Here is a 24,327-nt window from a genome sequence, read left to right as displayed (position 1 = left end):
CATGGCATTTGTAACCCTCAACGAAACCAACTATCGCTATTTCCCGCGCATTCGCGCCCTGATCGACAAACATGCTGGCGGGGCATTGGCGAAGCTCTACGAGCGCATCTCCAGCGATCCATCCGCCCGCGCCCTGTTGCCGACCGAGGAGCAGCGCGGCAGGGCTGCCACTGCCCAAGTCAAGCACTGGCAGGCCCTGTTTTCGGGCGCTTTCGACGAACAGGCCTACAACCGCTCGGCACACATCGGCCGGGTCCATGCGAATGTCGGCCTGAGCCCCAACTTCTACATCAGCGGCTATGCCGTGGTACTCGAAGGCCTGATCAAGAAGGCCAGCACCGACAATCTGCTACTCCGCCTCGGCGGCGCCGGCCTTGGCGAGATGATCGGGGCCATGGTCAAGACTGCCTTGCTCGACATGGAAGCAGCCCTTTCGGCCTATTTCGCGGCCGAGGAAAAGTCGCGCAAGGATATCATCGAGCGGCTTGGCAAGGCCCTGGCCGATATGGCCAAAGGTGACCTGCGTGCCGAACTGGGCGAAGTTCCCAAGGTTTATGAAGAGCTTGCGGCCGACTTTCACAAGATGCGCTACCATGTCAGCAGCATGGTCAACTCCATGATCGACATTGCCGAGCAGATGGACACCGGCGTGGGCGAGATCACCGCCGCAGCAAATGATCAGGCGCACCGCACCGAACGCCAGGCCGCCGCTCTTGGCCGGACGGCCGAGGTCATGAAGAATGTCGCCGAAGGCACCCTGACCACGGCCGACAGTGCCCGCAGGGTCAATTCGAGCTGCGCGGAGGTCGACGTCCAGGCCAAGCGCGGCGGCGCCATCGTGGAGCAGGCGGTGCTCGCCATGCAGAAGATCCGGGCCTCGTCCGAAGAAATCGCGCAGATCACCGACGTGATCGAATCGATCTCGTTCCAGACCAACCTCCTTGCCCTCAATGCCGGCGTCGAGGCGGCTCGCGCCGGCGAGGCCGGAAAGGGCTTTGCGGTCGTTGCCAACGAAGTCCGCGCGCTTGCCCAGCGAACGACCGAATCCGCGATGAATATCAAGGACCTGATCGGAAAGTCTGCGCAATACGTGCTCGAAGGGGTCGAACTGGTCGATCGGACCGGCACTGCCCTTGGTGAGATCATCGGCAAGGCCGGTGAGGCGACCGGCCAAGCGGCGGGCATCGCCGCCCACTCCGGCGCCCAGTCGGAAAGCCTGCAAAAGATCAGCGGCGAGATCCAGCAGATGGATCTCAATACCCAGCAGAACGCCGCCATGGCCGAAGAAACCAGTGCTGCCGCCCGCAGCCTGTCGATGCAGGCCGAGGCCTTGACCGATCTGGTCGGCCAATTCCGTCTCGAAAGGCGCACCAATCCGCGCGGCTCGAAGGGCAAGGGCCAGCACGCTGCCCAAATGGAAACCCGCGCCGCCTGAAACTGTGCGGCTTCCTGAGATCCGGGGCTGTTTTCACGGCCCCGGGTCTGGCAAGGGAGGCGCATGAGCGCACTCACCCATCTGGACGACCAGGGCAAGGCCCGCATGGTCGATGTCGGCGGCAAGCCGCAAACGGCGCGCGTCGCCGTCGCCTCGGGCCGGATCACCATGTCGCCGCCGGCCCTCGCCGCGATCCGCGACGGCGCAGTGCCCAAGGGCGACGTTCTCGCTGCCGCCCGCATCGCCGGGATCATGGCGTCGAAGAAGACGGCCGAACTGATCCCGCTGTGCCACCCGCTCGCGCTTGACGCCGTCACGGTCGATTTCGCCATCGAGGATGACGGCGTCCGGGCGACGGCGACGGCCAGCCTGACCGGGCGGACCGGAGTGGAAATGGAGGCTATGACAGCGGTTTCGGTCGCACTCCTGACAATCTACGACATGGCCAAGGCCATCGACAAGGCGATGGTCATCGGGGACGTTCGCCTCGTTTCCAAGAGCGGCGGCAAGTCCGGCCCCTGGATCGCGCCATGAACCCGCCGTTGCTTTCGCTCGAAGAGGCACAGGCCCGGCTCATCGCGCTGGCCAGTCCGCTTTCGATCGAGCGGGTCGACGTTCCCGGCACGCTCGGGCGCTATCTGGCCGAACCCTTGCGCGCCCGTCGCACCCAGCCTGCGGCCCACGTCTCGGCGATGGATGGCTATGCCGTCCGCGCTGACGATCTTGCCGGTCCGTGGCACGTCGTCGGAGAAAGTGCCGCCGGCCATCCGTTCCATAGCCCGGTTAATCCGGGCGAAGCCGTTCGGATTTCCACCGGAGCGATCGTGCCCTCCGGGGCGCAGGCCGTCATCGTCCAGGAAGATGTTACCCGCAGCGACGGCAGTGTAAGCCTGACTGGCTCTGGCCCCAATCCTTGCGGACGTCATATCCGCGGCGAAGGCAGTGATTTTCGCCGTGAAGCCGAATTGCTGCCGGCCGGAACGCGGATCGGTCCTGCCCAGATCGCCCTTGCCATCGCGGCGGGCCATCGGCACCTCGCCGTTCGCCGTTCGCCGCGCATCGCCATTATCGATAGTGGTGACGAACTGTCGGCCGATCCCGAGACTTGCGCCTTGCATCAGGTTCCGGCCAGCAACGGCGCGATGATCGCTGCCCTCGCGGCGTCTCTTCCGGTTCAGGTTAGCCGGATCGGCCCGGTAGCCGATTCGCGCGAAGCCATCATCGCTGCCTTTGATGCGGTGGAAGACGCCGATGTCATCGTGACCTCCGGTGGGGCCTCGGTCGGCGATCACGACCTCATCCGGCCCGCGCTGGAGCAGTGGGGGGCGCGGCTCGATTTCTGGCGGATTGCCATCAAACCCGGCAAGCCCCTGCTCGTTGCCGAGCGCGATGGCCGCCTGATCGTCGGCCTGCCCGGCAATCCGGTCTCCGCGATGGTGACGTCCTATCTGTTCCTTCTCCCCCTGCTGCGCGGGCTCCTTGGCGCTGCCCGGCCGTTGCCGGTGGCCATCGACCAGCGCCTTGCCGGGCCCCTGCCCGCTACGGGAGACCGCCGTGAGTTCATTCGGGCGCGGTTTGAGGCAGGCGGCGTGAGCGCCGTTTCCACGCAGGACAGCGGCGCGCTCGGTGCATTGGCCATGACCGATCTGCTGGTCGATCGACCTGCCGGAAGTCCGGCCCTGGCGGCGGGAGAAAGCGTGCGCGCCTACTTGCTCCAAAATGGCGGACTGTCTTGACGTGTTCCTGCAAGTTGCTTAATTGTTCCTTGTTCGTTCACTGAACGGCGCGGGAACATTCACCTTTGCCCGCTCCGTCCATACGGGAGTGTGTAGCGATGCTGACGCGCAAGCAGCACGAGCTTATCCGTTTCATCCAGGCTCGGCTGGAAGAAAGCGGCGTGTCCCCCTCGTTCGAGGAGATGAAGGAGGCGCTCGATCTCAAGTCGAAGTCGGGTGTGCACCGCCTGATCTCGGCGCTGGAAGAACGCGGCTTCATTCGCCGCCTCCCCAACCGGGCCCGTGCGCTCGAGGTTTTGCGCCAGCCTGACGACGTCAGCGCCAAGGTAAGCGCCCCTCCTGTCACCACGCCTCAGGTCGCGGCGGCCAAGGCTTCGGTCGTCTCCCGCCCCGATCCGGCGAACGACGTCATCGAAATCCCGCTCCATGGGCGCATCGCCGCCGGCGTTCCGATCGAGGCGATGGAAACGGCGTCCATGCTGCCTGTCCCGGCCGCGCTGCTTGGGCCGGGCGAGCACTATGCCCTGGAAGTATCGGGCGATTCGATGATCGAGGCGGGCATCCTTGACGGGGATTTTGCCCTGATCCGCCGTACCGATACGGCGCGCGACGGGGAAATCGTCGTCGCTTTGGTTCGCGGCGAGGAAGCAACGCTCAAGTATCTCTATCGCGACAAGGGGCAGGTGCGGCTTGACCCGGCCAACGCGGCCTATGAACCGCAGGTCTATGGTTCGGGCGAAGTACAGGTCCAGGGCAAGTTGGCGGGCCTTCTGCGGCGTTATCACTGATTGCCGGCGGGCGCCGCCGGGCCTTGACTGGCCCGGCCCTCGCTCGAAGCGCGGGGTGAAGGGCTGGTTCCGGGGCGCCACCAGCCATGCTGCCCCTGGCTTTCGGCAACGGTCCTGATCGTTGCTTCGGTGAGGTCGAGAGCCATTCCGCCGGTTTGCTCCAGCAGGCTGCGGTCGGCCTTAAGCACCGCCGGACGACAGGAGCGCGGTAGGTATCGGTCGGCAATGACCACGTCCGCACCCGCGCAAGCCGCGGCCGTTTCGCCGAGCGGTGCCTGGTTGTGGCTCCGCGCCATCAGGAAATGCCAGACCCGCCCGCCTTTAGTGATCTCCAGCGCGCAGAAATCCGTGTTGCACCGCGCGCCCGGCCATTGGTCGAGCGGTGTGATCTGCCCGTCCATACCGGCGCTTTCGGCCAGATTGTCGCGGGCAAAGGAGCTTCGCCCGTCGCGGAGCATGAGCAGACTGTCGGGCGCGAGGGTAGCGAAGGCGACATGGCGGCCATCGCCGGAGATGAGGACATCGGGCGGGCGCAGGAAGGCGAGCCACAGCGTCCCGGCCAGCAAGGGGACGATGCCCCAGTAGCGAATCCGGCGATGCCACAGCGCCAGCCACAGCCCGCCGCTGACGAACAGGGCGAAAGCACCTTGGCCCATGGTCGGAAACATCGTCACTGCCCCGGGCTGGCGGGCCACGAAATGGGCCATGCCCAGAAGCAGCGACAGCGATTGGCCGGTCAGCCACCACGCGGGGCCGCCGGCGCCGAACAGGTCAAGCAAAAGTGCGGTGGCGATCATTGGCATGGTCACGAAAGTGGTCAGCGGGATCGCGAGGACATTTGCGAACGAGCCGTAAAGTCCGGCCCGATGGAAGTGGAACAGGACGATCGGCGTAAGCGCCAGTTCGATCGCAATGCCGGTAACCAGCAGAACTGCACCGTGGCGAAGGGCCCGCGCCCAGAGCGGTTCGATCCGCCGCGCGGCAAATGCCCGAACCGGGGCGGCGCCATGAAGCGTAACGATGGTCAGAACGGCCGCGAAGCTCAGCTGGAAGCTCGGTCCGACCACGGATTCTGGCCAGATCAGCATGACTGCGAAGCCGGCGGCGGCCAGCATCCGGACCGACAGCGCCGAACGCCCCAGCGATACGGCGATGAGAACCAGCATGGCACCGGCAACGCTGCGAACGGTAGGCACTTCGGCTCCGGTCAGGAGCGTGTAGGCCAGGCCGACGAAGGCTGCGATACCGGCCGAGACGATCGGCAAGCGCAGCCGCAGCGCAAGCCAAGGCCAGAGCGCGAGCAGCCTCAGCGCGAGCAGGTATGTCGCGCCGATTACCGCGCTGACATGGAGCCCGCTGACCGACAGGAGGTGGGTAAGTCCCGAATCCCGCATGGCATCTTCGTCGTTTGCCGCAATCCCGCCTCGGTCGCCGCTGGCAAAAGCGGCCGCGATCCCGCCCGGCGACCCGGCAAGGTTGCGCCGGATGTGAGCGGACAGGCTTCGCCGCAGGGGGTCGAGCAGACCATCGCGCCCTGGTTGCAGAACTGCGACCGGGCTGATCGCCGTCCCGGTGGCCGCGAGCTGCTGAAACCAGGCGATGCGGGCAAAATCAGACCCGCCGGGAAGCATTGGCGCGGCCGGGGGCATCAACCGCGCCCTCACCCGGATCAACGCGCCTTCACGGGCTGAGGCCGCATCGCGCGCGGCCGGGACATTGATCCTGACCCTGATGATCCTCTGGTGCGCGTAAGGGTCTCGAATCGCCACGACCAGGCGGGTCCTCCCCTCGGCCGGCTGTTCTTGACGAGATACCACGATGCCGGTGATTTCGCCGAACGAGGGGCGTTCGATGGCGGGCATTCCGGTCAGCACCGACTTCGTCCAGATCGTTGCGCTTCCGGCGGCCATGGCCAGCGCAACCGACACAATGGCCGCGCGAAGGTAGGGAAAACGTCCTTCCCGGCTCAACAGCATCGCGGCAAGCCCGGCAAGGCCGAGGAGGCCCGCCAGCAGGGCGATCCATTGCCAAGGTGCCCCTAGGACGAACCAGGCTGCAATCCCGGTCCCAAGGGCCACGGCAAGCCATGGCGCGCGATCGAAGCCGGCGCTCGCGACAAAATGCTCAAGGCCATCAACCAGTCTGGACAAGGCCGCTGGCCTGCGCCAAGGGGCCTGTTGCAGTGCAGCGGTCAACCGGTTCGAAGAATCGCCGGAAACCCGCTGCGATCCGGCATAGGCGGTGGCAGGCTCCGGCGCGGAAAACGCATCGGTCCCGGAAGGGGCAGGCGAAGCCGAACCGGGAGCTGCAAGGCCGGACATGGCGGCATTGGACAGGAAGGTGGCGATGATGGCAAGTGGCAGCGTGTCAGACGGAGCAGTGACCGGCGGTCGCGGCGTCGTCACCCGCTTTGCTCCCTCGCCCACAGGCTATCTGCACATTGGCGGGGCCCGCACGGCCCTGTTCAACTGGCTCTATGCCCGCCACCACGGCGGCACTTACCTTTTGCGGATCGAGGACACCGATCGCGCCCGCTCGACCGAGCCAGCCATTGGTGCGATCTTCGACGGGCTCGAATGGCTGGGGCTTGCCGGTGACGAGCCGGCGGTATTTCAGTTCGCCCGGTCGGACCGTCACGCCGAAGTGGCTGCCAAGCTGCTCGAGGCCGGCAAGGCCTATCGCTGCTATCTCACCCAGGAAGAACTCGCTGCGCGCCGGGAAAAGGCCCAGGCCGAGCGCCGCCCGTTCCGGATCGAGAGCGAATGGCGCGATGCTGATTCCTCGACCTGGCCCTCCGATGCGTCCTACGTGGTCCGGATCAAGGCTCCGCGCGCTGGCGAGACCGTCATTGCAGACGAGGTCCAGGGCACGGTCACGGTCCAGAATGCCGAAATCGACGATTTCGTGATCCTGCGCAGCGACGGCACGCCGACCTACATGCTGGCCGTCGTGGTGGATGACCATGACATGGGCGTCACTCACGTGATCCGCGGTGACGATCACCTTAACAACGCCTTCCGCCAGCTCGTCATCATCCGGGCGATGGATGGGATCGAAGGTGGTTGGCCCGACCCTGCTTACGCTCATATTCCGCTGATTCACGGCGCCGATGGGGCCAAGCTCTCCAAGCGCCATGGCGCGCTCGGCGTCGATGCCTATCGCGACGAGATGGGTCTGCTGCCCGAGGCCGTGTTCAATTACCTCCTCCGTCTCGGCTGGGGCCACGGCGACGAGGAAATCATCAGCCGCGACCAAGCGGTCGCGTGGTTCGACCTTGCCCATGTTGGCAAGAGCCCCTCGCGCTTCGACCTTGCCAAGCTGCAGAACCTCAACGGGCATTACCTGCGCGAAGCCGACGATGTTCGCCTCGCCGGGCTTGTCGCAGCGCGGATGAGCGGTCCGGTCGATCAGGGCTTGTTGGCCCGGGCCATGCCGGTGCTGAAGGTCAGGGCCAAAGACCTCAATGAACTGGCGGCCGGTGCTGCGTTTCTCTTCGCCCAGCGCCCGTTGGTGCTGGAAGAAAAGGCTGCCGGCCTGCTGACCGGCGATGCCCGCGGCCTTCTGGCCCGGATCGCGGCGGCGCTGGAAGGTGCGGCCGAATGGTCGGCAGAAGCATTGGAGGCAACGCTCAAGGGCCTTGCCGCTGAATGGGGGCTGGGGCTCGGCAAACTCGCGCAGCCGCTTCGCGCTGCACTGACGGGGCAGACGACCTCCCCGGGAATTTTCGACGTGCTGGTCCTGCTCGGCCGGGAAGAAAGTCTCGCGCGCATCGTCGCGCAGGCCGAACCCGCCGAACAGGCTTGACAACAAGGAGTTGTACAGGTGGCAAATGTTAAGCTGACCTCGGAAGGCAAGGATTTTGAATATCCGGTTCTGAGCGGATCCGTCGGGCCGGATGTCGTCGACATCCGCAAGCTCTATGGGCAGACCGGGCTGTTCACGTTCGATCCGGGCTTCACGTCTACGGCGAGCTGCGAAAGCGCCCTGACCTATATCGATGGTGACGAAGGCATCCTGCTGCACCGCGGCTATCCGATCGGCCAGCTGGCCGAACACTCGAGCTTCATGGAGGTCAGCTACCTCCTGCTCAACGGCGAACTGCCGAGCCAGGACGAACTGGGCCAGTTCGAATATACGATCAGCCGTCACACCATGCTGCACGAGCAGCTTGCCACGTTCTATCGCGGCTTCCGCCGTGACGCGCACCCGATGGCAATCATGTGCGGCGTGGTCGGCGCGCTCTCGGCGTTCTACCACGATTCTACCGATATTTCGGACCCGATGCAGCGCAAGATCGCCAGCCACCGGCTGATCGCGAAGATGCCCACTATCGCGGCGATGGCCTACAAGTATTCCGTCGGCCAGCCGTTCATGTACCCGCGCAACGACCTGTCCTACACGGGCAACTTCCTGCGCATGACCTTCGGCGTTCCCGCCGAGGAATACGAGGTGATCCCCGAGGTCGAGAAGGCGCTGGACCGGATCTTCATCCTCCACGCCGACCATGAGCAGAACGCTTCGACCTCGACCGTGCGTCTCGCCGGTTCGTCGGGCGCCAATCCGTTCGCCTGCATCGCGGCCGGCATCGCCTGCCTGTGGGGCCCCGCACACGGCGGCGCCAATGAGGCGGCGCTCAACATGCTCCGCGAGATCGGCACCCCCGACCGGATCAAGCACTACATCGAGCGTGCGAAGGACAAGAACGATCCGTTCCGCCTGATGGGCTTCGGTCACCGCGTCTACAAGAACTACGACCCGCGCGCGACCGTGATGCAGCAGACCGTGCGCGACGTGTTCAAGGCGCTCAAGGTTACCGATCCGGTGTTCGAGACCGCCCTGCAGCTCGAGGAAATCGCGCTGAGCGATCCCTACTTCGCGGAAAAGAAGCTGTTCCCGAACGTCGACTTCTATTCGGGCATCATCCTTTCGGCGATCGGTTTCCCGACCACCATGTTCACCGCGCTGTTCGCCCTCGCCCGCACCGTGGGCTGGGTTGCGCAGTGGAACGAAATGATCTCCGATCCCGGCCAGAAGATTGGCCGTCCGCGTCAGCTCTACACCGGGCCGACGCAGCGCGAGTACGTGCCGGTCGCCCAGCGCTGAACGCTGGGCCGAACGGCCGGATGAAGACGCCGCCCCCATTCGGGGGCGGCGTTTTTCGTTGAAACGATCCTTTTGAGGCGGATTACGCCGCGGCGCCGGAACCGACGGCGGGGACGCTGAGGATGAAGCGGGCCCCCTGCCCCGGGGCGCTTTCGACCGACAGTTCGCCGCCCATCGCCCGGGCGAGCTTGCGTGAAATGTACAGTCCAAGGCCCGAGCCGCCATCGCCGCTGCGGCCGAGCCGCTCGAATTTCTCGAAGACCTTGCGCTGCTGCTCCGGATCGAGCCCCGGCCCTTGGTCGGCAACGATGACCCGGGCGAGATGCCCCTCCTGCTCGAGGCGAATCCAGACCTGCGACTGGCCCGGGGCATAGCGCAGGGCATTGCCCACGAGATTGAGCAGGACCTGCAGGACCCGGCGGAATTCAGCCACGGCCATCAGGCTCTCACCCATTCGCGGAGGATCGATCGAGATTTCCGCTTCGCGCGCCTTGACCCCGAGTATGCCCGCCGCCTGGCGGGCGACTTCGGCAAGGTCGATGCGATCAGGCGCGGTCGAGAAATCCTCTGCCTCGACAACTTCGAGGTCGGTCAGATCGTCGATCAAGGCAAGCAGGTGCTGGCCGGCCGCAGCAATGTCGGAGGCGTAAGCGCTGTATTCGTCGTCGAGGGGACCGGCCAGTCGTGCCCGTATCGTTTCGGCATTGGCGATGATCCGGGCGATCGGCTGGCGCAGGACCGGAGCTACTTCGCGGCCGATGACCCGGGCTTTCATCCCTGTGGCGGGGGCGGTATCGGCGGCCGGTGAAGCGGGCTCGAACGGCACATCGGAGGCGAGATAGAGTTCGAACCCGGCCGGCTCGATCCCGCCGCGAAACTGCGGCACCAAAGTGGCGCGCCAGGGCCGATCGGACCCGGGCACACGCACCGGCGCCCCGTCGAGCAGGCGCCAGTGAAGCGGCTGGCGGTGGCTGCTGCCTTCGATCGTCAGAAAATCGGTCCACGGGCGCCCGACGCCAACCGCCATGGCCTCGCTCAGGGCGGTCAGTTCGCCGGGCAGGGCCTCGGCGAACAGGACCTGCTGGGCGGCATCAAGCCGGGCGGAAAACTCTGCGATTTCGCGTTCGACCGCGATTCGGCGCCGGCTTGCGGCCTGCTCGTCCTCGGCCGGCAGGGGGCGGGTCTGCCAGCCGCGCAGGGAAATGAGCGCGCCGGCACCGCCATCGGCAGTCTCGCCAAGCGGTTCGATCTCGACCCATGCTGTGATGGTTTCGGCAGCACCGTGAGCAATGATCGGACGCGCCAGCTTGAGCCCGAGCGCCCGGGCTTTGCGCACCGCTTCGAACAGGGCGGGAATGGCCAGCGTGCCGGGCATTTCGCCGCCGCACTGCAGATGGAGGCCGAGCAGCGGTTCGTCTGCCGCGATCAGGCGATCGTTGCCGTCGGTGCGCGCCGATGCACCCGGCTGCGAAACGGTGCCAGTCATCGCCGCGCTCCCTCGGCCAGCAGGGCAATGGCCGCGTCGCGTTCGAGGCTCATGGCAGCGCGTGGCAGGGGGGCGCTGGGGTGAAGGCGGATCAACACGGTCTCGATCGCGGCAGACGACAGGCCGGCCAGGCGCAGGATCAGGGCGAGGCGCGATTGCTGCCCCTGGCTCGTCGCCAGGACCACGGCAGCGCGCTCATGGCCGGTGGCCAGCGCCACGGCGGTCAGGAACAGGGCGAGCCCGGCCTGGTCGAGATCAAGCGCCGGGCCAAAGCCTTCGTCCAGCCCCAGCACGACCCGAGCCAGCAAGGCGGTGCGAGACTGTCCCTCATCGAATTGATCGCGCAGGCAATGCGCGGCGTGATCGGCGGTCGGACCGCCGACGAGGCTGAACGCAAGCAGGACGTCAGGCAGCAGGTCGGCCGCCAATTCACCGACGGGCAACTCCATTCGCCGCTGGCACTGGGTGAAGCGGGCCTGGGCGGCGAGCAGTTTCATGGCTGTGCCGGCCGCCTCCGGGTCTGGATCGGCGATCTGCTCCTGAAGGAGCGGCGACAGCACGGGATCGATCCCGCCATCGCGCGCGAGCCGTTCGGCCAACTGCGCTTCGATGGCGAGCACATGGCAATGGGCGAGCAGGGCGGGTTGCTCGACCAGAGCCCCGGCGAGCACCCTGCCCTCGGCCGCCGTGGCGAGGTCATCGGCGGTGCGGACCAGCGCCCTGGCCAGCGACTCGACCTGTCCGCGCGTGCGGGCCACGATTTCCTCGCTGAAGACGGCGTGGGTCTGGTTGGCGACGAGATGGGCCAGAACCGGCGGAATGGCTGCCAGTACTCCGCCCGCCCGAGCCAGATCGGCACGAACGGTCAGTTCGGCCGCAGGAACGACCGGTGTATCTCGACCTTCGAGGTTCATGGCCCCTGTCATAAACGTGCGTGGTTAAGCTCGTGTTAGCCCAGGCTGATCGGTGCCGCGCGGAAGTATGAGCGCGGCGAGCAAAATCAGTGCTGCGAGCGCTGGCACGCCCGGCCAGCCGACCTGGCCAAGGAACAGGCAGGCCAGGACGACCAGCAGCACCAGTCGGTCATCGGCCCAGGCTGACCAGTTCTGCGAGAACCCCCGCGACAGTATCCTCACCAGACCCACGAGCATGACCGGCGCGAAAGCACGTTCAAGCAGGGGCTGGCCGGGGAATTGCGGGAGCAACATGGTCAACATGGCCACGATCCCGGCATCGAAGGCAAAATCGGCCGCGGGGCCGTGCCACGCCGGTCCACCGCTTTGGGCCAGGGCCTCGCGCCGGAGTTGGCCGAGCATGGCCCAGCTTCGCCCCATGAGCCAACCAAGCCCGGCCAGGACCAGCCCGGTCGCGCCAAGCCCGAACCAGGTGACGGCGATTCCCATGGCCACGAGCGTGACCGCGATGCCGGCAATGATCAGGATCGAGCCCTGGCCGTGGAGCAAGGCCGGGCCGAACTTGCGAACCAGCAGCCGCACCAGCCACGGCCCCGGGCTGCGGGCGGCAGCGGCGGTGTGCCGTTCCATCCAGCCATCCTCGGCGGCATGGGCCTCGGCCTCGGAGCGAACCAGCAGCCAGCGCCCGGCCGAGCGGATGTCCTCAGGCACACTCCGCTGGGCCACGCCGGCCTGAAGTGCGATCCTGAGCAAGGCCGAGCCGGGTTCGACATCGGGCGGCAGGTCCATCAACCGATCGACCAGGCGCCCGGGAATGAGAATGAGCCCCGCATCCGCGTGGTTGAGGTCGATCCGCTCGAATCCGGCCGGAATGCCTGTTTCCGATGGTTGCACCAGTATGGCCGGCGGTCCGTCGATCAGCCGCAGCGCCTCGCCTGTGGTCGGCAGCAGGCCTTCGGCGACGACAAGTACTTCGTCAGCCGCGCTGATCAGGCCCGACAGGCCCCGGGCGCCGGCAATGACGTGAAACGAGGCTCGCGCGCGCTCTGCCTCGTGCTGAAGCTCGATCAACTCCGGTCCCAGCCCGCGCGCCAGGCAGATTACCCGCTCGCAGCCTGCGGCCAATACCAGCGCCAGTTGATGGCGCGCGATGCTGGCCCCGCCGACGCGCAGGAATGCGCGCGGTGCAGGATCACCGGGGGCGGCCGGTTCCATCATGGTCAGAAGCGCGACCCGCAGGGCTAGTCTCCGAAAAAGGGTGCCATTGTCTTAGGGACAGCTGCCGGACCTGCCAATAGGCGGCTGCGGTCCGGTTCAGGCGCCAGAGACGAGCGCGTCGTGGAAAAGTTGCAGCCGCCGGACCACGCCGGGCTCGCCCGGAGCCGCAACCAGGGCTTCTTCGGCGAGGGCGATCAGCGAGACTTCGTGAAAGCTCGCCGCCAGCCCTTTCAGGCGCTGTGCGGCGATCTGCCAGTTGCCATCGCAGCGGGCGCGCCCCAGCAGGTCGATCTGACGCTGCAGGCTTTCGGCAAAGGCGCAGCGAAGCTCGGCAAGAAGCGCCGGGTCGTCGCCCGCCGCCGCTGCCAAGGTCTCATCAAGGGCGCCAGCTTCGTAAGCCATGCGCCATACGGTATCGCCTGAGGGTTAAGCCGGGGTTTATCCCGAGGACCAAACCGTGTTAACTTACGAAAATGTCTGGGGGATCGCGCATCGTCGCATTCGGGCCGGGCGGCGACAAGCCGCTGGCGGCAGGGGAACTCACGCTGGAGGCGGCCGATGCGCTGCCCGAAGAGGTTTGGCCGGAAGACAAGATCTTGGAAGATGAGCCGGAGCCCGAGGCCATGCGGCGCAACTGGCTCGTCCCTGCCCTCGGCCTTGCGGCCGTGGCAGGGTGGACCGGATACTTCTTCTGGGCAATGTGGACGCGAATTTCCTCCGGGACCACGCCCAGCGAAGGGGTTTCGCTGCTCGGCAACTGGGCCGTTCCGGTGCTGCTGATCGGCGTCGCATGGCTCATCGCCCTGCGCACTTCGCGGCGCGAGGCGCGGCGGTTCGGAGAGGCGGCATTCGTGCTTTCCACTGAAAGCGCTCGGCTCGAGGCACGGCTCATCACGGTCAACCGCGAACTCAGCCTTGCGCGCGAGTTCATTGCCGCCCAGTCCCGTGATCTCGAGGCTCTCGGTCGTATTTCCGCCGAACGGATCTCCGAACATGCTGCCCGCCTACAGGAACTGATCCGCAGCAATGGCGCCCAGGTCGAAGCGATCGCCAGCGTTTCCACGACCGCGCTCGATAATATGGAGCGCCTGCGCGGCCAATTGCCGGTGATCGCCAGCTCAGCCAAGGACGTGACCAATAACATCGGCAATGCCGGGCGCACGGCGCAAGGCGTGCTCGGTGAGCTGATCGCGGCGTTTGACCGGCTCGCTTCCGCCGGGGCGGCCGGCGAAGCCCAGGTCGGCACGCTGCATGGCAAGGTCGACGAGGCGCTTGGCCTTTTCCACGCTCGGCTCGGTGAACTGCAGGCTGTCGTTTCCGGCAGGCTCGAGGAGCTGGAGCACCGTGCGGGCGAACTACGCGCCCGCCTTGCCGATGACGAAGCTGCCGGGCTCGCCGCGCTCAAGGCCCGGGCTGAGGCCTTGGCCGAAGAATTTGCCCAGACTCGTGTGCGCCTTGACGAGACCGAGGCTGAATCCCTCACTTCGCTCCGCGCCCGGCTTTCGGCACTGCGCGACGAAGGTTCGGCTCTGGCGCGGGCCCTGCGCGATGGAGAAAAGGGCGCCTTGCAGGCGCTGCACACCGCAAAGAACCGACTGGAGGAAGAAGTGCGCGGCGTGCTCGAGCGGCTCGATGCGCTTGATCGGCAGGCACTGGAAGCGGCACGCAACCGCATTGCAACGCTGTCGCAAGAGGCGAGCGACTTCGACGAACGCCTGCTTGAACGCAATCGCCAGTTCCTGGCCGAGACCGAGCAGCGCCTCGCCGATACGACGGGGCAGTTCGCCCGGATCGACCAGGAGCTGGACGAACGCCGCGCCGAGCAGAACCAGCGCCAGCAGGCCCTTGCCGCCTCCGGCGAGGCCATCGCCATGCAGATCGAGGCGATGTCGGACCGGATCGCGGCGATCGCTGCCTTCGGGCATCAGGCCGAAGAATCGCTCGGCAACGGGTTGGGCGTACTGACCGACCGGCTGGGCGCGAGCCGCGAGGCTCTCGCCGGCACCCATGCCGCCGTTACGGACCTGACCGACGGCGCCGTGCGGCTGCTGGAATTGATCCAGGCCAGTACGGCGCAGTCGCGCGACCAGCTTCCTGCGGCGCTGGCGCAGGGACAGGCCGGACTTGAAGATTGGGAACAGCGTGTCGCGGCAATGGCAGAGACGATCCGCGCGGCTTCGGCGCAGGGCGATGTTCTTGCCGCCACGACCGCTGACACGCGGGCTGCGCTCGGCAAGGCCCTCGATGAACTGGGCGCGCTGCAAGGCAATCTCGGCGAAGGCGCGGACCGGCACGGGCAAAAGCTCGGAGCGCTGCGCGAAGGCCTGGCTGCGCTGGAGCAGGAAAGCCTCGCCACAGCCGGGCAGGCGCAGGACGCGCTGACCGCGGCTATCGAGCAACTGGGCGAGGCCACGCGCAGTGCCGTGGCCAACCTGCGCGACGAAAGTGCCGGCGCCGTGAGCCAGGTCGCCGAGCGGCTCGGCGAGGAAAGCGCGGCGGCGATCGACCGGGCGATGCGGATGCGCATGGCCGAGGCGATCGGACAGCTGGAACAGGCCGCGGGCCATGCCGCAGGGGTCAGCCGCGAAGCTGCGATCCAGCTGCGCGACCAGCTCGGCAAGGTGGCGGAATTGACCGCGAACCTCGAACGCCGGGTGGCCCACGCCAAGGCCCGCGCGGAAGAGCAGGTCGACAATGATTTCGCGCGGCGGGTCGCGCTGATCACCGAATCGCTCAACTCCAACGCGATCGATATTGCCAAGTCTCTCTCGACCGAGGTGACCGACACGGCCTGGGCCGCCTATCTCAAGGGCGACCGCGGTGTCTTCACCCGGCGTGCGGTGCGCCTGATCGACAATTCCGAAGGCCGCGAGATCACCCGGATCTACGAGGAAGACGGCGAGTTTCGCGATTACGTCAGCCGCTATATCCACGATTTCGAGGCAATGCTGCGCCAGCTGCTCTCGACCCGCGACGGCCATGCGCTGGGCGTGACCCTGCTCTCGTCCGACATGGGCAAGCTCTATGTCGTGCTGGCCCAGGCGATCGAACGCCTGAGGCACTGATCGGGGGACGAGGTAGTGAGAACCCGGGGGGCAGCCCCCGGGTTACCTACTTCGGATCGCCCGGATAAAGCCGGCTGAGGTCGAGGTCTGCGGCGACGATCCACCCGTTGACGTAGTTGAGGTAAAACAGCGCGAAGAGAACGAGGCCAAGGACCGTCGCGCGCTTGATCACCCGTTTGCCGCTGAAGTTGACCGGGGCGCTTTCCGCGTGGCCGGGCGTGACGGAGTCGCCGGTTTCGTCCGGTGTCCGCAGGCCAAAGGGCAGGACGAAAACGGCGGAAAGTACCCAGAACAGGGCATAGATGGCGATCATCGAGGTCCAGCGCATGGTGCTTCCTCAGCCCTGAAGCAGCATGACCTGGACCTGCGGCTTCTTGCCCGACCAGCGCGTGGCCGCGCGGCGGGCGGCAAGGCGCGCGGCCTCGATCACGGCCTCTCGATCCTTGCGGGCATGGCCCTTCAGCTTGGCCATCGCGGCCTTCACATCGGCGGCGGCTTCCTCGCAGAAGGCCTCGTAGTCCTCTTCGAGCGGAAGACCCATTCCGGCCACTTCGCAGTGGCCCTTGTGGTCGATCGCAACGATGACCACCCCGTTGAATGCCAGACGGCGGCGCATGACGATGCCCAGTCCGTCGGCCGGGGCGATGATGTCGCCATCAAGGATCAGCCGGCCGGCGCGGACTTCACCGAACTTTCCGGCCTTGCCGGGGGCAAGGCGGACGAGATCGCCGTTCTTCTGCACGACCTGCGCCGGAATCCCGGCCTGCTTGCCGAGCCGCGCCTGTTCCGACATGTGGCGCATCTCGCCGTGGACGGGGACGAGGATCTGCGGGCGGATCCATCCATACAGCGCGAGCAATTCGGGCCGGCCCGGGTGGCCGGAAACGTGGATCGGGCTCTGCCGGTCGGTGATGATCGTTATGCCGTCACCGGCGAGCTTGTTCTGGATCTTGCCGATCGGGATCTCGTTGCCGGGAATCTGGCGGCTGGAGAACAGGACGACGTCACCCCGTTCCAGCTCGATGTCATGGTGCCCCTCGGTGATGCGGGCCAGCGCGGCGCGCGGCTCCCCCTGCCCGCCGGTGGCGACGATCAGGACTTCGCCGCGCGGCAGGTTCATGGCTGCTTCCGGATCGATGGTGGCCGGAAAGTCCTTCAGGTAACCGCTCGACTGCGCGGCGGTGATGATCCGGTCGAGCGAGCGACCCGCGACACAAAGCTGGCGGCCGGTTGTCTCAGCCACTTCGGCGAGGGTTTTGAGCCGGGCGACATTGGAGGCGAAGGTGGTCACCAGCACGCGCTTGCCGCGATGCTTGGCCACTTCGGCCAGGAGGCCGCGATAGACCTCCCCTTCCGAGCCGGACGGTTCCGGATTGAACACATTGGTCGAATCGCAGACCAGTGCCAGCACACCCTCGTCGCCGATCGCCGTCAGTTCGGCCGAAGTGGCCGGCTGCCCGATCCGTGGTTCGTCGTCGAGTTTCCAATCCCCGGTGTGGAAGATCGAGCCATAAGGCGTGTCGATCAGCAGGGCGTTGCCCTCGGCGATGGAGTGGGCGAGCGGGACATAGCGCACGCCGAACGGGCCGAGGGCGAAGCGATCGAGATGGTCGATCACATTGAGTTCGACGCGGTCGGCGTTGCCGGCCTCTTCCAGCTTGGCCCGCACGAGCCGCGCCGTGAACGGGGTGGCATAGAGCGGCACGCCGAGTTCCTCGGCGAAATAGGGAACCGCGCCGATGTGATCCTCATGCGCATGGGTCAGCACGATGCCGATCAGGTTCTCGCGCTCGCGCTCGATGAATTCGAGATCGGCAAAGACGAGGTCGACGCCGGGATATTCATTGCCGCTGAAGGTCATGCCGAGATCGACCATCAGCCACTTGCCGTCACATCCGTAAAGGTTGACGTTCATGCCGATCTCGCCCGAACCGCCGAGCGCGCAGAACAGGAGTTCCTTGCCGGGTGTCACTGGCTGCGAGCCCTTTCCGCGAGAATGGCCAGGCCATCGAGAGTGAGATCGGCATCGACGGCATCGAAGATCCGGGTGTGCTGCTGGAACAGCACGGCGAGCCCGCCGGTGGCAATGACTTTGGCCGGGCGGCCGATTTCCGTCTTCATGCGCGCGATCAATCCTTCCATCATGGCGACATAGCCCCAGAACACTCCGATCAGCATCTGGTCTTCGGTATTGGTGCCGATCACGCTCTCGGTCCGCGGGGCCTCGATTGCGATACGGGGCAGCTTGGCCGTGTTGCCGACCAGCGCGTCGAGCGACAGGTTGAGGCCCGGGGCAATGATCCCGCCCTTGTAGGCGCCGTTGAAATCAACCGCGTCAAACGTCGTTGCCGTGCCGAAATCGACGATGATCAGGTCGCCGGGGTAGCGGGCATGGGCGGCAATGGCATTGACGGCCCGGTCTGCCCCCAGCGAGCGGGGCTGCTCGACGTCGATCTGCATCGGGTATTCAGCGGCGCCTTCCCCTGCGATCAGGGGCTCCAGCCCGAAATATTTGCGCGCGAGCACCTGGATGTTGTGCAGCGCGCGCGGGACGACGGTGGACACGATGATCCCGTCGATCGCGGATCGCTCCACTCCTTCGAGCGCGAGAAGCTGCGAAAGCCAGACGGCGTATTCGTCGCCGGTGCGGCGGGGATCAGTGGCGATGCGCCAGCGCGCACGGACCTGCCGCCCCTCGAACAGGGCGAAGACGACATTGGTATTGCCGAGGTCGATAGCGAGCAGCATCGCAGCGGTTCCCGATAGGCTCAGGCGAGGCGGACTTCGCCGGCGTGAATGGTCTGCCTCGTGCCGTCTGCAAGGTCCAGGATCAAGGCCCCTTGCGGATCAAGCCCGGCAAATGTGCCGCGAATCGGGATTTCGCCCGGTTCGCCGACGGCGAGATGCGTGCCCGGCGGGTGCGCCGCGGCAAGCCAGCGGGCGATCAGCGGCGCGAGGCCTTCGCTCCGCCAAAGTGCCAGTTCGCGGCCGAATGCCACGGCCAGGGTGTGCGCGAAGTGATCCCGTTCAGGCTCCGCCCCGTAATCGGCCAGTGCCGCAGTCTCCCGGGCATCAATCGCCGGAGCGACGGCAAGGTTGACGCCGATGCCGACGACTACCCCGCCCCCTGCCCGTTCAAGCAGGATCCCGGCGAGCTTGGCGCCGCCGATCATCAGATCGTTGGGCCATTTGAGAAACGCGATGTGGACCGGATCGAGCCATTCGCTGCTCGCGGCGTGGAGCGCGAGACCCGCGACAAGCGCCAAGCTGGGCAGCGGGGGATCGCCGAGGCTGGCCGCGACCCAGGTTGACCCCATGAAATTGCCGGAACCATCAAACCAGGCGCGGCCTTGACGGCCCCTGCCCGCCGTCTGGCGATCGGCGACCAGCCAGTGGCCCTCCGCCAGTTGCTCGCCGCGTTCGATGCGCGCGGCGAGATCGGCATTGGTCGAGCCGGTTTCAGCGATGAATTCAATCACGCGGGGTGCCGGTTCGGCCCACGCCGCCCGGTCAGGCGACGTGGAACAGGGCGGCGGCCGCGGTGTCGGTCATCGCACCAAGCCACTTGGTGAGCAGGTAGCCGAGCGGCGAGAGGAACAGGCCGGTGACCACGAGCAGCGCGGCATGAGCAACCTCACCCTTGCCGACGACCTTGCCGGCCGGTTCGTCGAAATACATCACCTTGACCACCTTGAGGTAGTAGAAGGCGCCGATCACCGAGGCGGCGATACCGATCGCGGCGAGCGGGACGAAGCCAGCGGCAACAGCGGCCTGGAAGACCACGAACTTGCCCCAGAACCCGAACAGCGGCGGGATGCCGGCAAGGCTGAACATGACGGAGGCCATGGCCAGAGCCAGCCACGGGCGCGTGCGCGAAAGGCCGGAAATGTCGGCAAAGCTCTCGACCGAGTTGCCGTCCTCGTCCTTGAGCAGGAGCACGACGACGAAGCTCGCGACGGTCATCGCGACGTAGATCGCGAGGTAGGTGAGCATGGCCGAGGCACCCTGCGGGGTGGCGACGGCGAGGCCGATGAGGATGAAGCCGACATTGTTGATCGATGAATAGGCAAGCAGGCGCTTGATGTTCTGCTGACCGATCGCGCCGAGCGCACCGATCACGATCGAGGCGATGGCGGCGAAGATCACGATCTGCTGCCAGGCGCCGGCCTGTCCGCCGAAGGCTTCGAGCGCGACGCGCATCAGCATGCCCATGGCGCCGACCTTGGGGGCCGTGGCGAAGAACAGGGTGACCGGCGTGGGGGCGCCTTCGTAGACGTCGGGAGTCCACATGTGGAACGGCACGGCGGCGATCTTGAAGGCAATGCCGGCGAGGACGAAGACAATTCCGAAGATCATGCCGGTGGTCAGGCCGCCTGCCATCGCGGCGCGCACGCCCTCGAAGCCGGTGCTGCCGGTGAAGCCATAGGTCAGGCTGACGCCGAACAACAGGATGCCGCTGGCGAGGGCGCCAAGCACGAAATACTTGAGGCCGGCTTCGGCCGAGCGGTCGTCAGCGCGCAGGAAGGCGGCGAGGACGTAGCTGGCCAGCGAGTTCATCTCGAGGCCAATGTAGAGCGTCAGGAAGTCGGTCGCCGAGACCATCATCCCGGTGCCGATGGCCGCGAAAAGGATCAGCACGGGATATTCGGCCCGCATCGCGCGGAACTTCTCGAAGAACGAGGGGGCTACGATCAGACCAACGGCCGCGGACCCGTAGATCAGCAGCTTGGCGAAGGATGCGAAGGCGTCAGCTCGGAACTGACTGCCGAAAGCGCTTGTCTCCGGGCCCATTGCACCATTGCACAGCGCCGGGGCGACCAGCGCCATGGCGCCGACCAGCACGGCCACCGCGGCGATCGAAATAGCGCGCGAAGCCTTGTCCCCGGCCCAGCCGGCGACGAGCAGCAGGACCAATCCCGCGATGCTCAGCAGTTCTTCCGGCGCGATCAGGCGCAGCGACTGCGAGAAATCCATGGCCGGAGCCATCAGTGCGCCCCCTCTTCGTGTTCGCTCATCTGTGCATGGGCACCGGGTTGACCGGCCGTGACCTTCGCATCACCTGCAGGCTTGGCCCGGGCGACGCGCGCGTCCAGCGCGGCGATGTCAGCCCGCATCGGGGCCAGGAAGCTCTCGGGATAGACGCCCATCCACAGGACCGCGAGGCCGAGAGGAATGACCATCGCCAGTTCGCGGAAGGTCAGGTCGGTCATCGCGGCGGCATCGGCATGCTTCTGGTCCCCGAATGCCACGCGGCGATAGAGGTAGAGCATATAGGCGGCGCCGAGGATGATGCCGGTGGTGCAAACCAGCGCGACCCAGCTCGAGACCTGGTAGATCCCGCCGAGCGACAGGAATTCGCCGACGAAGCCGCTGGTCCCGGGAAGGCCGATCGACGCCATGGTGAACAACAGGAAGAACAGCGCATACTTCGGCATGTTGATCGACAGGCCGCCGTAACGATCGATCTCGCGGGTGTGCAGACGGTCGTAGATGATGCCGACACAGAGGAACAGCGCGCCCGAGACGAGGCCGTGGCTGAGCATGACGATCATCGAGCCTTCGAGGCCTTGCACGTTGAAGGCGAAAAGACCGATCGTGACGATCGCCATGTGCGCGACCGACGAATAGGCGATCAGCTTCTTCATGTCGTGCTGGACCAGCGCGATCAGCGAGGTGACGACGACTGCGATCATCGACAGGGCAAAGACCAGCCAGGCGAACTGGGCCGAGGCTTCCGGGAACATCGGCAGTGAGAAGCGGATGAAGCCGTAGCCGCCCATCTTGAGGAGCACGCCAGCGAGGATCACCGAGCCGGCCGTCGGCGCCTGCACGTGTGCGTCAGGCAACCAGGTGTGGACCGGCCACATCGGCATCTTCACCGCGAAGGAGGCGAAGAAGGCAAGGAACAGCCAGGTCTGGGCCTTGGCGCTGAAGTTATAGGCCATCAGCGTCGGGATGTCGGTCGTCCCGGCTTCGTGCACCATCCACAGCATCGCGATCAGCATCAGGACCGAGCCGAGCAGCGTGTAGAGGAAGAACTTGTAGCTGGCGTAGATCCGGTCCGCACCGCCCCAGATGCCGATGATCAGGTACATCGGGATCAGGCCGGCTTCGAACATGATGTAGAACAGGTAGAGGTCCTGTGCCGTGAAGACGCCGATCATCAGCGTCTCCATCAGCAGGAATGCGGCGTAATATTCGCCCTGCCGCTTGGTGATCGATTCCCAGCTGGCGCCGATGCAGATCGGCATCAGGAAGACCGACAGCATGATCAGCATCAGGGCGATGCCGTCGATCCCGAGGGCCCAGGAGAAGCCGGCGAAGAGCGGCACGTGTTCGACGAACTGCCACTGCGGATGGCCGGCCGAGAGATCGAAGTTCAGCCACAGCAGGATACCGAGGACGAGATCAACCAAGGTTACGACCAGGGCGATCTGGCGAGCTGACTGATTGCCCGACACGAGGCAGGCGATAGCGCCAGCCAGCGGAACGAGCAGCATCAGCGAGAGGATGGGGAAACCCGTCATGTCAGCGCACCATCACCCAGCTGATCCCGACCACAAGGCCGATGAGCATGACCAGCGCATAGCTATAGAGATATCCCGACTGCACCTTTTGGGCGACGCGCGAACCCTGCGCCACCACCCAGGCGGCGCCATTCGGGCCGAAACGGTCGATGATCCCGACGTCGCCCTGCTTCCAGAACACCTTGCCGAGCCAGAAGGCCGGACGGACAAACAGGAAGTTGTAGAGCTCGTCGAAATACCACTTGTTGAACACGAACCGGTGGACGACGCCGAACTGCTCGACGAAAGCCGCCGGGAACCGGGGGTTCTTGAGATAGGCATACCAGGCGGTGCCGAAGCCGACGGCCATCACCGTGAACGGCGCCCACTTCACCCAGCCCGGCACACCGTGCATCGCGTGGAGCAGGTGTTCGTTGAACACCAGCGCGCCCTTCCAGAACTCGCCCTCACCTTCGCTGATGAACGAATGGGTGAAAAGGAAACCGGCAAAGATTGCGCCGAGCGACAGGACGATCAACGGCACCAGCATGACCAGCGGGCTTTCGTGCGGATGGTAGCCCGCCGTGCCTTCGCCGTGGTGCGGGTCAAGCAGCTCGTGCGAGTGATCGTGGTCGTGACCGTCCTCGGCATCCGCGTCCTCATGCTCGCCGTGGACGGCGTGCTGGATATGCTCCGACGCGGCCCAGCGCGGCGCACCGTAGAAGGTCAGGAAGACCAGGCGCCACGAATAGAAGCTGGTCATCAGTGCCGCGGTGATGCCGCACCAGAAGGCGAAGCTGCCGACCTCGCTGCCCGAGGCGTACGCCGCCTCCAGGATCGAGTCCTTCGAGTAGAAACCGGCGAAGCCGATCACGTCGACGATGCCGACGCCGGTGATGGCAAGCGTTCCCGCCATCATCGCCCAGAAGGTCCAGGGGATCTCCTTCCGCAGGGCGCCGTAGTAGCGCATGTCCTGCTCGTGGTGCATCGCGTGGATCACCGAGCCCGCACCGAGGAACAGCAGCGCCTTGAAGAAGGCGTGCGTGAACAGGTGGAACATGGCCGCGCCGAACGCGCCGGAACCGGCGGCGAAGAACATGTAACCAAGCTGCGAGCAGGTTGAATAGGCGATGACCCGCTTGATGTCCCACTGGGTCGTGCCGACGGTGGCGGCGAAGAAGCAGGTGGCCGCGCCGACGAAGGTGACGACGCCCATCGCGGTCGGGCTGACGACAAACATCGGCGAGAGACGGCAGACCATGAAGACGCCGGCCGTGACCATTGTCGCGGCGTGGATCAGCGCCGAAACCGGGGTCGGACCTTCCATCGCGTCAGGCAACCAGGTGTGCAGGCCGAGCTGGGCCGACTTGCCCATGGCGCCGATGAACAACAGGACGCACAGGACTGTCATCGTATCGAAACGGTGGCCAAGGAAGCCGATGGTCGAGCCGGCCATCGACGGGGCGGCGTGCAGGATCTCAGGGATCGAAGTGGTCTGGAAAACCAGCCAGGTTCCGAAGATGCCGAGCATGAAGCCAAGGTCGCCGACGCGGTTGACCACGAAGGCCTTGATTGCGGCGGAGCAGGCCGAAGGCTTGCGGAACCAGAACCCGATCAGGAGGTAGGACGCAAGGCCCACCCCTTCCCAGCCGAAGAACATCTGGACAAGGTTATCGGCCGTCACCAGCATGAGCATGGCGAAGGTGAACAGCGAGAGATAGGCGAAGAAGCGCGGCTGATCCGGCTCTTCGTCCATGTATCCCCACGAATAGAGGTGGACGAGCGCTGAAACGCTGGTGATCACCACCAGCATGACGGCCGTCAGCGTGTCGACGCGCAGCGCCCAGTCGAAGCTCATGGAACCCGACTGGACCCACTTGAGGACCGGCGTCACGCTCGCCTCGGCAGAGCCCGCCACGAACGACAGGAAGATCGGCCACGACAGTGCGCAGGAAATGAACAGCGCGCCGGTAGTGATCACCTTGGCCGGGACATTGCCGAGCGCCTTGTTGCCGAGCCCGGCAACAATGGCTGCCAGCAGCGGCAGGAAAACGATGAAGAGGATCGAATGCACGG

General features: G+C 65.9%; 19 protein-coding genes. 7 read left to right on the top strand and 12 right to left on the bottom strand.

What is annotated here, in order from left to right; all coding sequences use genetic code 11:
- Position 1: 1 nt before the first annotated feature.
- The 4 genes from H7F51_RS12800 (at position 2) to lexA (ending at position 3,959) form a co-directional block, all read left to right on the top strand.
- Entirely contained in the window at positions 2 to 1,435 is a 1,434-nt protein-coding gene (locus H7F51_RS12800) for a methyl-accepting chemotaxis protein (protein WP_185664700.1), read from the top strand.
- Between the two features lie 63 nt (positions 1,436 to 1,498).
- A complete protein-coding gene (gene moaC / locus H7F51_RS12795; RefSeq protein WP_185664699.1) occupies positions 1,499 to 1,969 on the top strand; it encodes a cyclic pyranopterin monophosphate synthase MoaC in 471 nt (156 codons plus the stop codon).
- Positions 1,966 to 3,171 (top strand): molybdopterin molybdotransferase MoeA, encoded by a 1,206-nt coding sequence (locus H7F51_RS12790; protein ID WP_185664698.1) that lies wholly within the window; start codon positions 1,966 to 1,968, stop codon positions 3,169 to 3,171. Before moaC ends, H7F51_RS12790 begins: the two co-directional genes overlap by 4 nt.
- 98 nt (positions 3,172 to 3,269) lie before the next feature.
- Entirely contained in the window at positions 3,270 to 3,959 is a 690-nt protein-coding gene (gene lexA, locus H7F51_RS12785) for a transcriptional repressor LexA (protein WP_185664697.1), read from the top strand.
- On the opposite strand, the gene H7F51_RS12780 is transcribed toward lexA, so the two are convergent.
- On the bottom strand, positions 3,953 to 6,364 hold the full coding sequence (locus tag H7F51_RS12780; RefSeq protein WP_343061287.1) for a ComEC/Rec2 family competence protein: 2,412 nt from the start codon (positions 6,362 to 6,364) through the stop codon (positions 3,953 to 3,955). The genes lexA and H7F51_RS12780 overlap by 7 nt on opposite strands.
- Here H7F51_RS12780 and gltX point away from each other — a divergent pair.
- Both gltX and H7F51_RS12770 read left to right on the top strand, forming a co-directional pair.
- Positions 6,309 to 7,763 carry a glutamate--tRNA ligase gene (gene gltX, locus H7F51_RS12775; protein WP_185664696.1) on the top strand — a complete coding sequence of 485 codons (1,455 nt, stop codon included), beginning with the start codon at positions 6,309 to 6,311 and terminating at the stop codon, positions 7,761 to 7,763. The genes H7F51_RS12780 and gltX overlap by 56 nt on opposite strands.
- An 18-nt stretch (positions 7,764 to 7,781) precedes the next feature.
- A complete protein-coding gene (locus H7F51_RS12770) occupies positions 7,782 to 9,062 on the top strand; it encodes a citrate synthase (RefSeq protein WP_185664695.1) in 1,281 nt (426 codons plus the stop codon).
- An 82-nt stretch (positions 9,063 to 9,144) separates the two neighbouring features.
- On the opposite strand, the gene H7F51_RS12765 is transcribed toward H7F51_RS12770, so the two are convergent.
- The 4 genes from H7F51_RS12765 to H7F51_RS12750 all read right to left on the bottom strand — a co-directional run bounded on the left by H7F51_RS12765 (position 9,145) and on the right by H7F51_RS12750 (position 13,082).
- Complete coding sequence (locus tag H7F51_RS12765) at positions 9,145 to 10,548, bottom strand: sensor histidine kinase (RefSeq protein ID WP_185664694.1); 1,404 nt, start codon at positions 10,546 to 10,548, stop codon at positions 9,145 to 9,147.
- Positions 10,545 to 11,462: a hypothetical protein gene (locus tag H7F51_RS12760; protein ID WP_185664693.1), complete on the bottom strand. Its 918-nt coding sequence runs from the start codon at positions 11,460 to 11,462 to the stop codon at positions 10,545 to 10,547. The genes H7F51_RS12765 and H7F51_RS12760 overlap by 4 nt, the downstream gene beginning before the upstream one ends.
- A 24-nt stretch (positions 11,463 to 11,486) precedes the next feature.
- Positions 11,487 to 12,680 carry a hypothetical protein gene (locus H7F51_RS12755; protein WP_185664692.1) on the bottom strand — a complete coding sequence of 398 codons (1,194 nt, stop codon included), beginning with the start codon at positions 12,678 to 12,680 and terminating at the stop codon, positions 11,487 to 11,489.
- 96 nt (positions 12,681 to 12,776) lie between these two features.
- Positions 12,777 to 13,082, bottom strand: coding sequence for an Hpt domain-containing protein (locus tag H7F51_RS12750; protein WP_185664691.1), 306 nt, complete (start codon positions 13,080 to 13,082; stop codon positions 12,777 to 12,779).
- Positions 13,083 to 13,153: 71 nt separating this feature from the next.
- Here H7F51_RS12750 and H7F51_RS12745 point away from each other — a divergent pair, with 71 nt between their 5' ends.
- Positions 13,154 to 15,745, top strand: a complete 2,592-nt coding sequence (locus tag H7F51_RS12745; RefSeq protein ID WP_185664690.1) for an ATPase — start codon at positions 13,154 to 13,156, stop codon at positions 15,743 to 15,745.
- A 46-nt stretch (positions 15,746 to 15,791) separates the two neighbouring features.
- Here H7F51_RS12745 and H7F51_RS12740 read toward each other — a convergent pair whose 3' ends face one another.
- The 7 genes from H7F51_RS12740 to nuoL are packed head-to-tail and all read right to left on the bottom strand — an operon-like array spanning position 15,792 to position 24,325.
- Positions 15,792 to 16,073 (bottom strand): DUF1467 family protein, encoded by a 282-nt coding sequence (locus tag H7F51_RS12740; RefSeq protein WP_185664689.1) that lies wholly within the window; start codon positions 16,071 to 16,073, stop codon positions 15,792 to 15,794.
- Between the two features lie 9 nt (positions 16,074 to 16,082).
- Positions 16,083 to 17,717 (bottom strand): MBL fold metallo-hydrolase, encoded by a 1,635-nt coding sequence (locus tag H7F51_RS12735; RefSeq protein WP_185664688.1) that lies wholly within the window; start codon positions 17,715 to 17,717, stop codon positions 16,083 to 16,085.
- On the bottom strand, positions 17,714 to 18,493 hold the full coding sequence (locus H7F51_RS12730) for a type III pantothenate kinase (RefSeq protein ID WP_185664687.1): 780 nt from the start codon (positions 18,491 to 18,493) through the stop codon (positions 17,714 to 17,716). Before H7F51_RS12730 ends, H7F51_RS12735 begins: the two co-directional genes overlap by 4 nt.
- Before the next feature lie 20 nt (positions 18,494 to 18,513).
- Complete coding sequence (locus H7F51_RS12725; protein ID WP_185664686.1) at positions 18,514 to 19,224, bottom strand: biotin--[acetyl-CoA-carboxylase] ligase; 711 nt, start codon at positions 19,222 to 19,224, stop codon at positions 18,514 to 18,516.
- Between the two features lie 31 nt (positions 19,225 to 19,255).
- Complete coding sequence (gene nuoN / locus H7F51_RS12720; protein ID WP_185664764.1) at positions 19,256 to 20,719, bottom strand: NADH-quinone oxidoreductase subunit NuoN; 1,464 nt, start codon at positions 20,717 to 20,719, stop codon at positions 19,256 to 19,258.
- A gap of 11 nt (positions 20,720 to 20,730) precedes the next feature.
- Entirely contained in the window at positions 20,731 to 22,272 is a 1,542-nt protein-coding gene (locus H7F51_RS12715) for an NADH-quinone oxidoreductase subunit M (protein WP_185664685.1), read from the bottom strand.
- Between the two features lies 1 nt (position 22,273).
- Positions 22,274 to 24,325, bottom strand: coding sequence for an NADH-quinone oxidoreductase subunit L (gene nuoL, locus H7F51_RS12710; RefSeq protein WP_185664684.1), 2,052 nt, complete (start codon positions 24,323 to 24,325; stop codon positions 22,274 to 22,276).
- Between the last annotated feature and the right edge of the window lie 2 nt (positions 24,326 to 24,327).

The sequence above is a fragment of the Novosphingobium flavum genome, assembly GCF_014230315.1.
Taxonomy (GTDB): domain Bacteria; phylum Pseudomonadota; class Alphaproteobacteria; order Sphingomonadales; family Sphingomonadaceae; genus Novosphingobium; species Novosphingobium flavum.
The sequence above is the reverse complement of the archived record's forward strand: the minus strand, read 5'-3'. Positions and strand labels throughout refer to the sequence as shown.

Bases quoted from the DNA above. Each gene is read 5' to 3' on its own strand.
- H7F51_RS12760 (WP_185664693.1), bottom strand. From the start codon at position 11,462: ATGAACCTCGAAGGTCGAGATACACCGGTCGTTCCTGCGGCCGAACTG.
- gltX (WP_185664696.1), top strand. From the start codon at position 6,309: ATGGCAAGTGGCAGCGTGTCAGACGGAGCAGTGACCGGCGGTCGCGGC.
- nuoN (WP_185664764.1), bottom strand. From the start codon at position 20,719: ATGGATTTCTCGCAGTCGCTGCGCCTGATCGCGCCGGAAGAACTGCTG.
- H7F51_RS12790 (WP_185664698.1), top strand. From the start codon at position 1,966: ATGAACCCGCCGTTGCTTTCGCTCGAAGAGGCACAGGCCCGGCTCATC.
- H7F51_RS12740 (WP_185664689.1), bottom strand. From the start codon at position 16,073: ATGCGCTGGACCTCGATGATCGCCATCTATGCCCTGTTCTGGGTACTT.
- H7F51_RS12750 (WP_185664691.1), bottom strand. From the start codon at position 13,082: ATGGCTTACGAAGCTGGCGCCCTTGATGAGACCTTGGCAGCGGCGGCG.
- lexA (WP_185664697.1), top strand. From the start codon at position 3,270: ATGCTGACGCGCAAGCAGCACGAGCTTATCCGTTTCATCCAGGCTCGG.
- H7F51_RS12730 (WP_185664687.1), bottom strand. From the start codon at position 18,493: ATGCTGCTCGCTATCGACCTCGGCAATACCAATGTCGTCTTCGCCCTG.
- H7F51_RS12755 (WP_185664692.1), bottom strand. From the start codon at position 12,680: ATGATGGAACCGGCCGCCCCCGGTGATCCTGCACCGCGCGCATTCCTG.
- H7F51_RS12745 (WP_185664690.1), top strand. From the start codon at position 13,154: ATGTCTGGGGGATCGCGCATCGTCGCATTCGGGCCGGGCGGCGACAAG.
- H7F51_RS12715 (WP_185664685.1), bottom strand. From the start codon at position 22,272: ATGACGGGTTTCCCCATCCTCTCGCTGATGCTGCTCGTTCCGCTGGCT.
- moaC (WP_185664699.1), top strand. From the start codon at position 1,499: ATGAGCGCACTCACCCATCTGGACGACCAGGGCAAGGCCCGCATGGTC.
- H7F51_RS12800 (WP_185664700.1), top strand. From the start codon at position 2: ATGGCATTTGTAACCCTCAACGAAACCAACTATCGCTATTTCCCGCGC.
- H7F51_RS12765 (WP_185664694.1), bottom strand. From the start codon at position 10,548: ATGACTGGCACCGTTTCGCAGCCGGGTGCATCGGCGCGCACCGACGGC.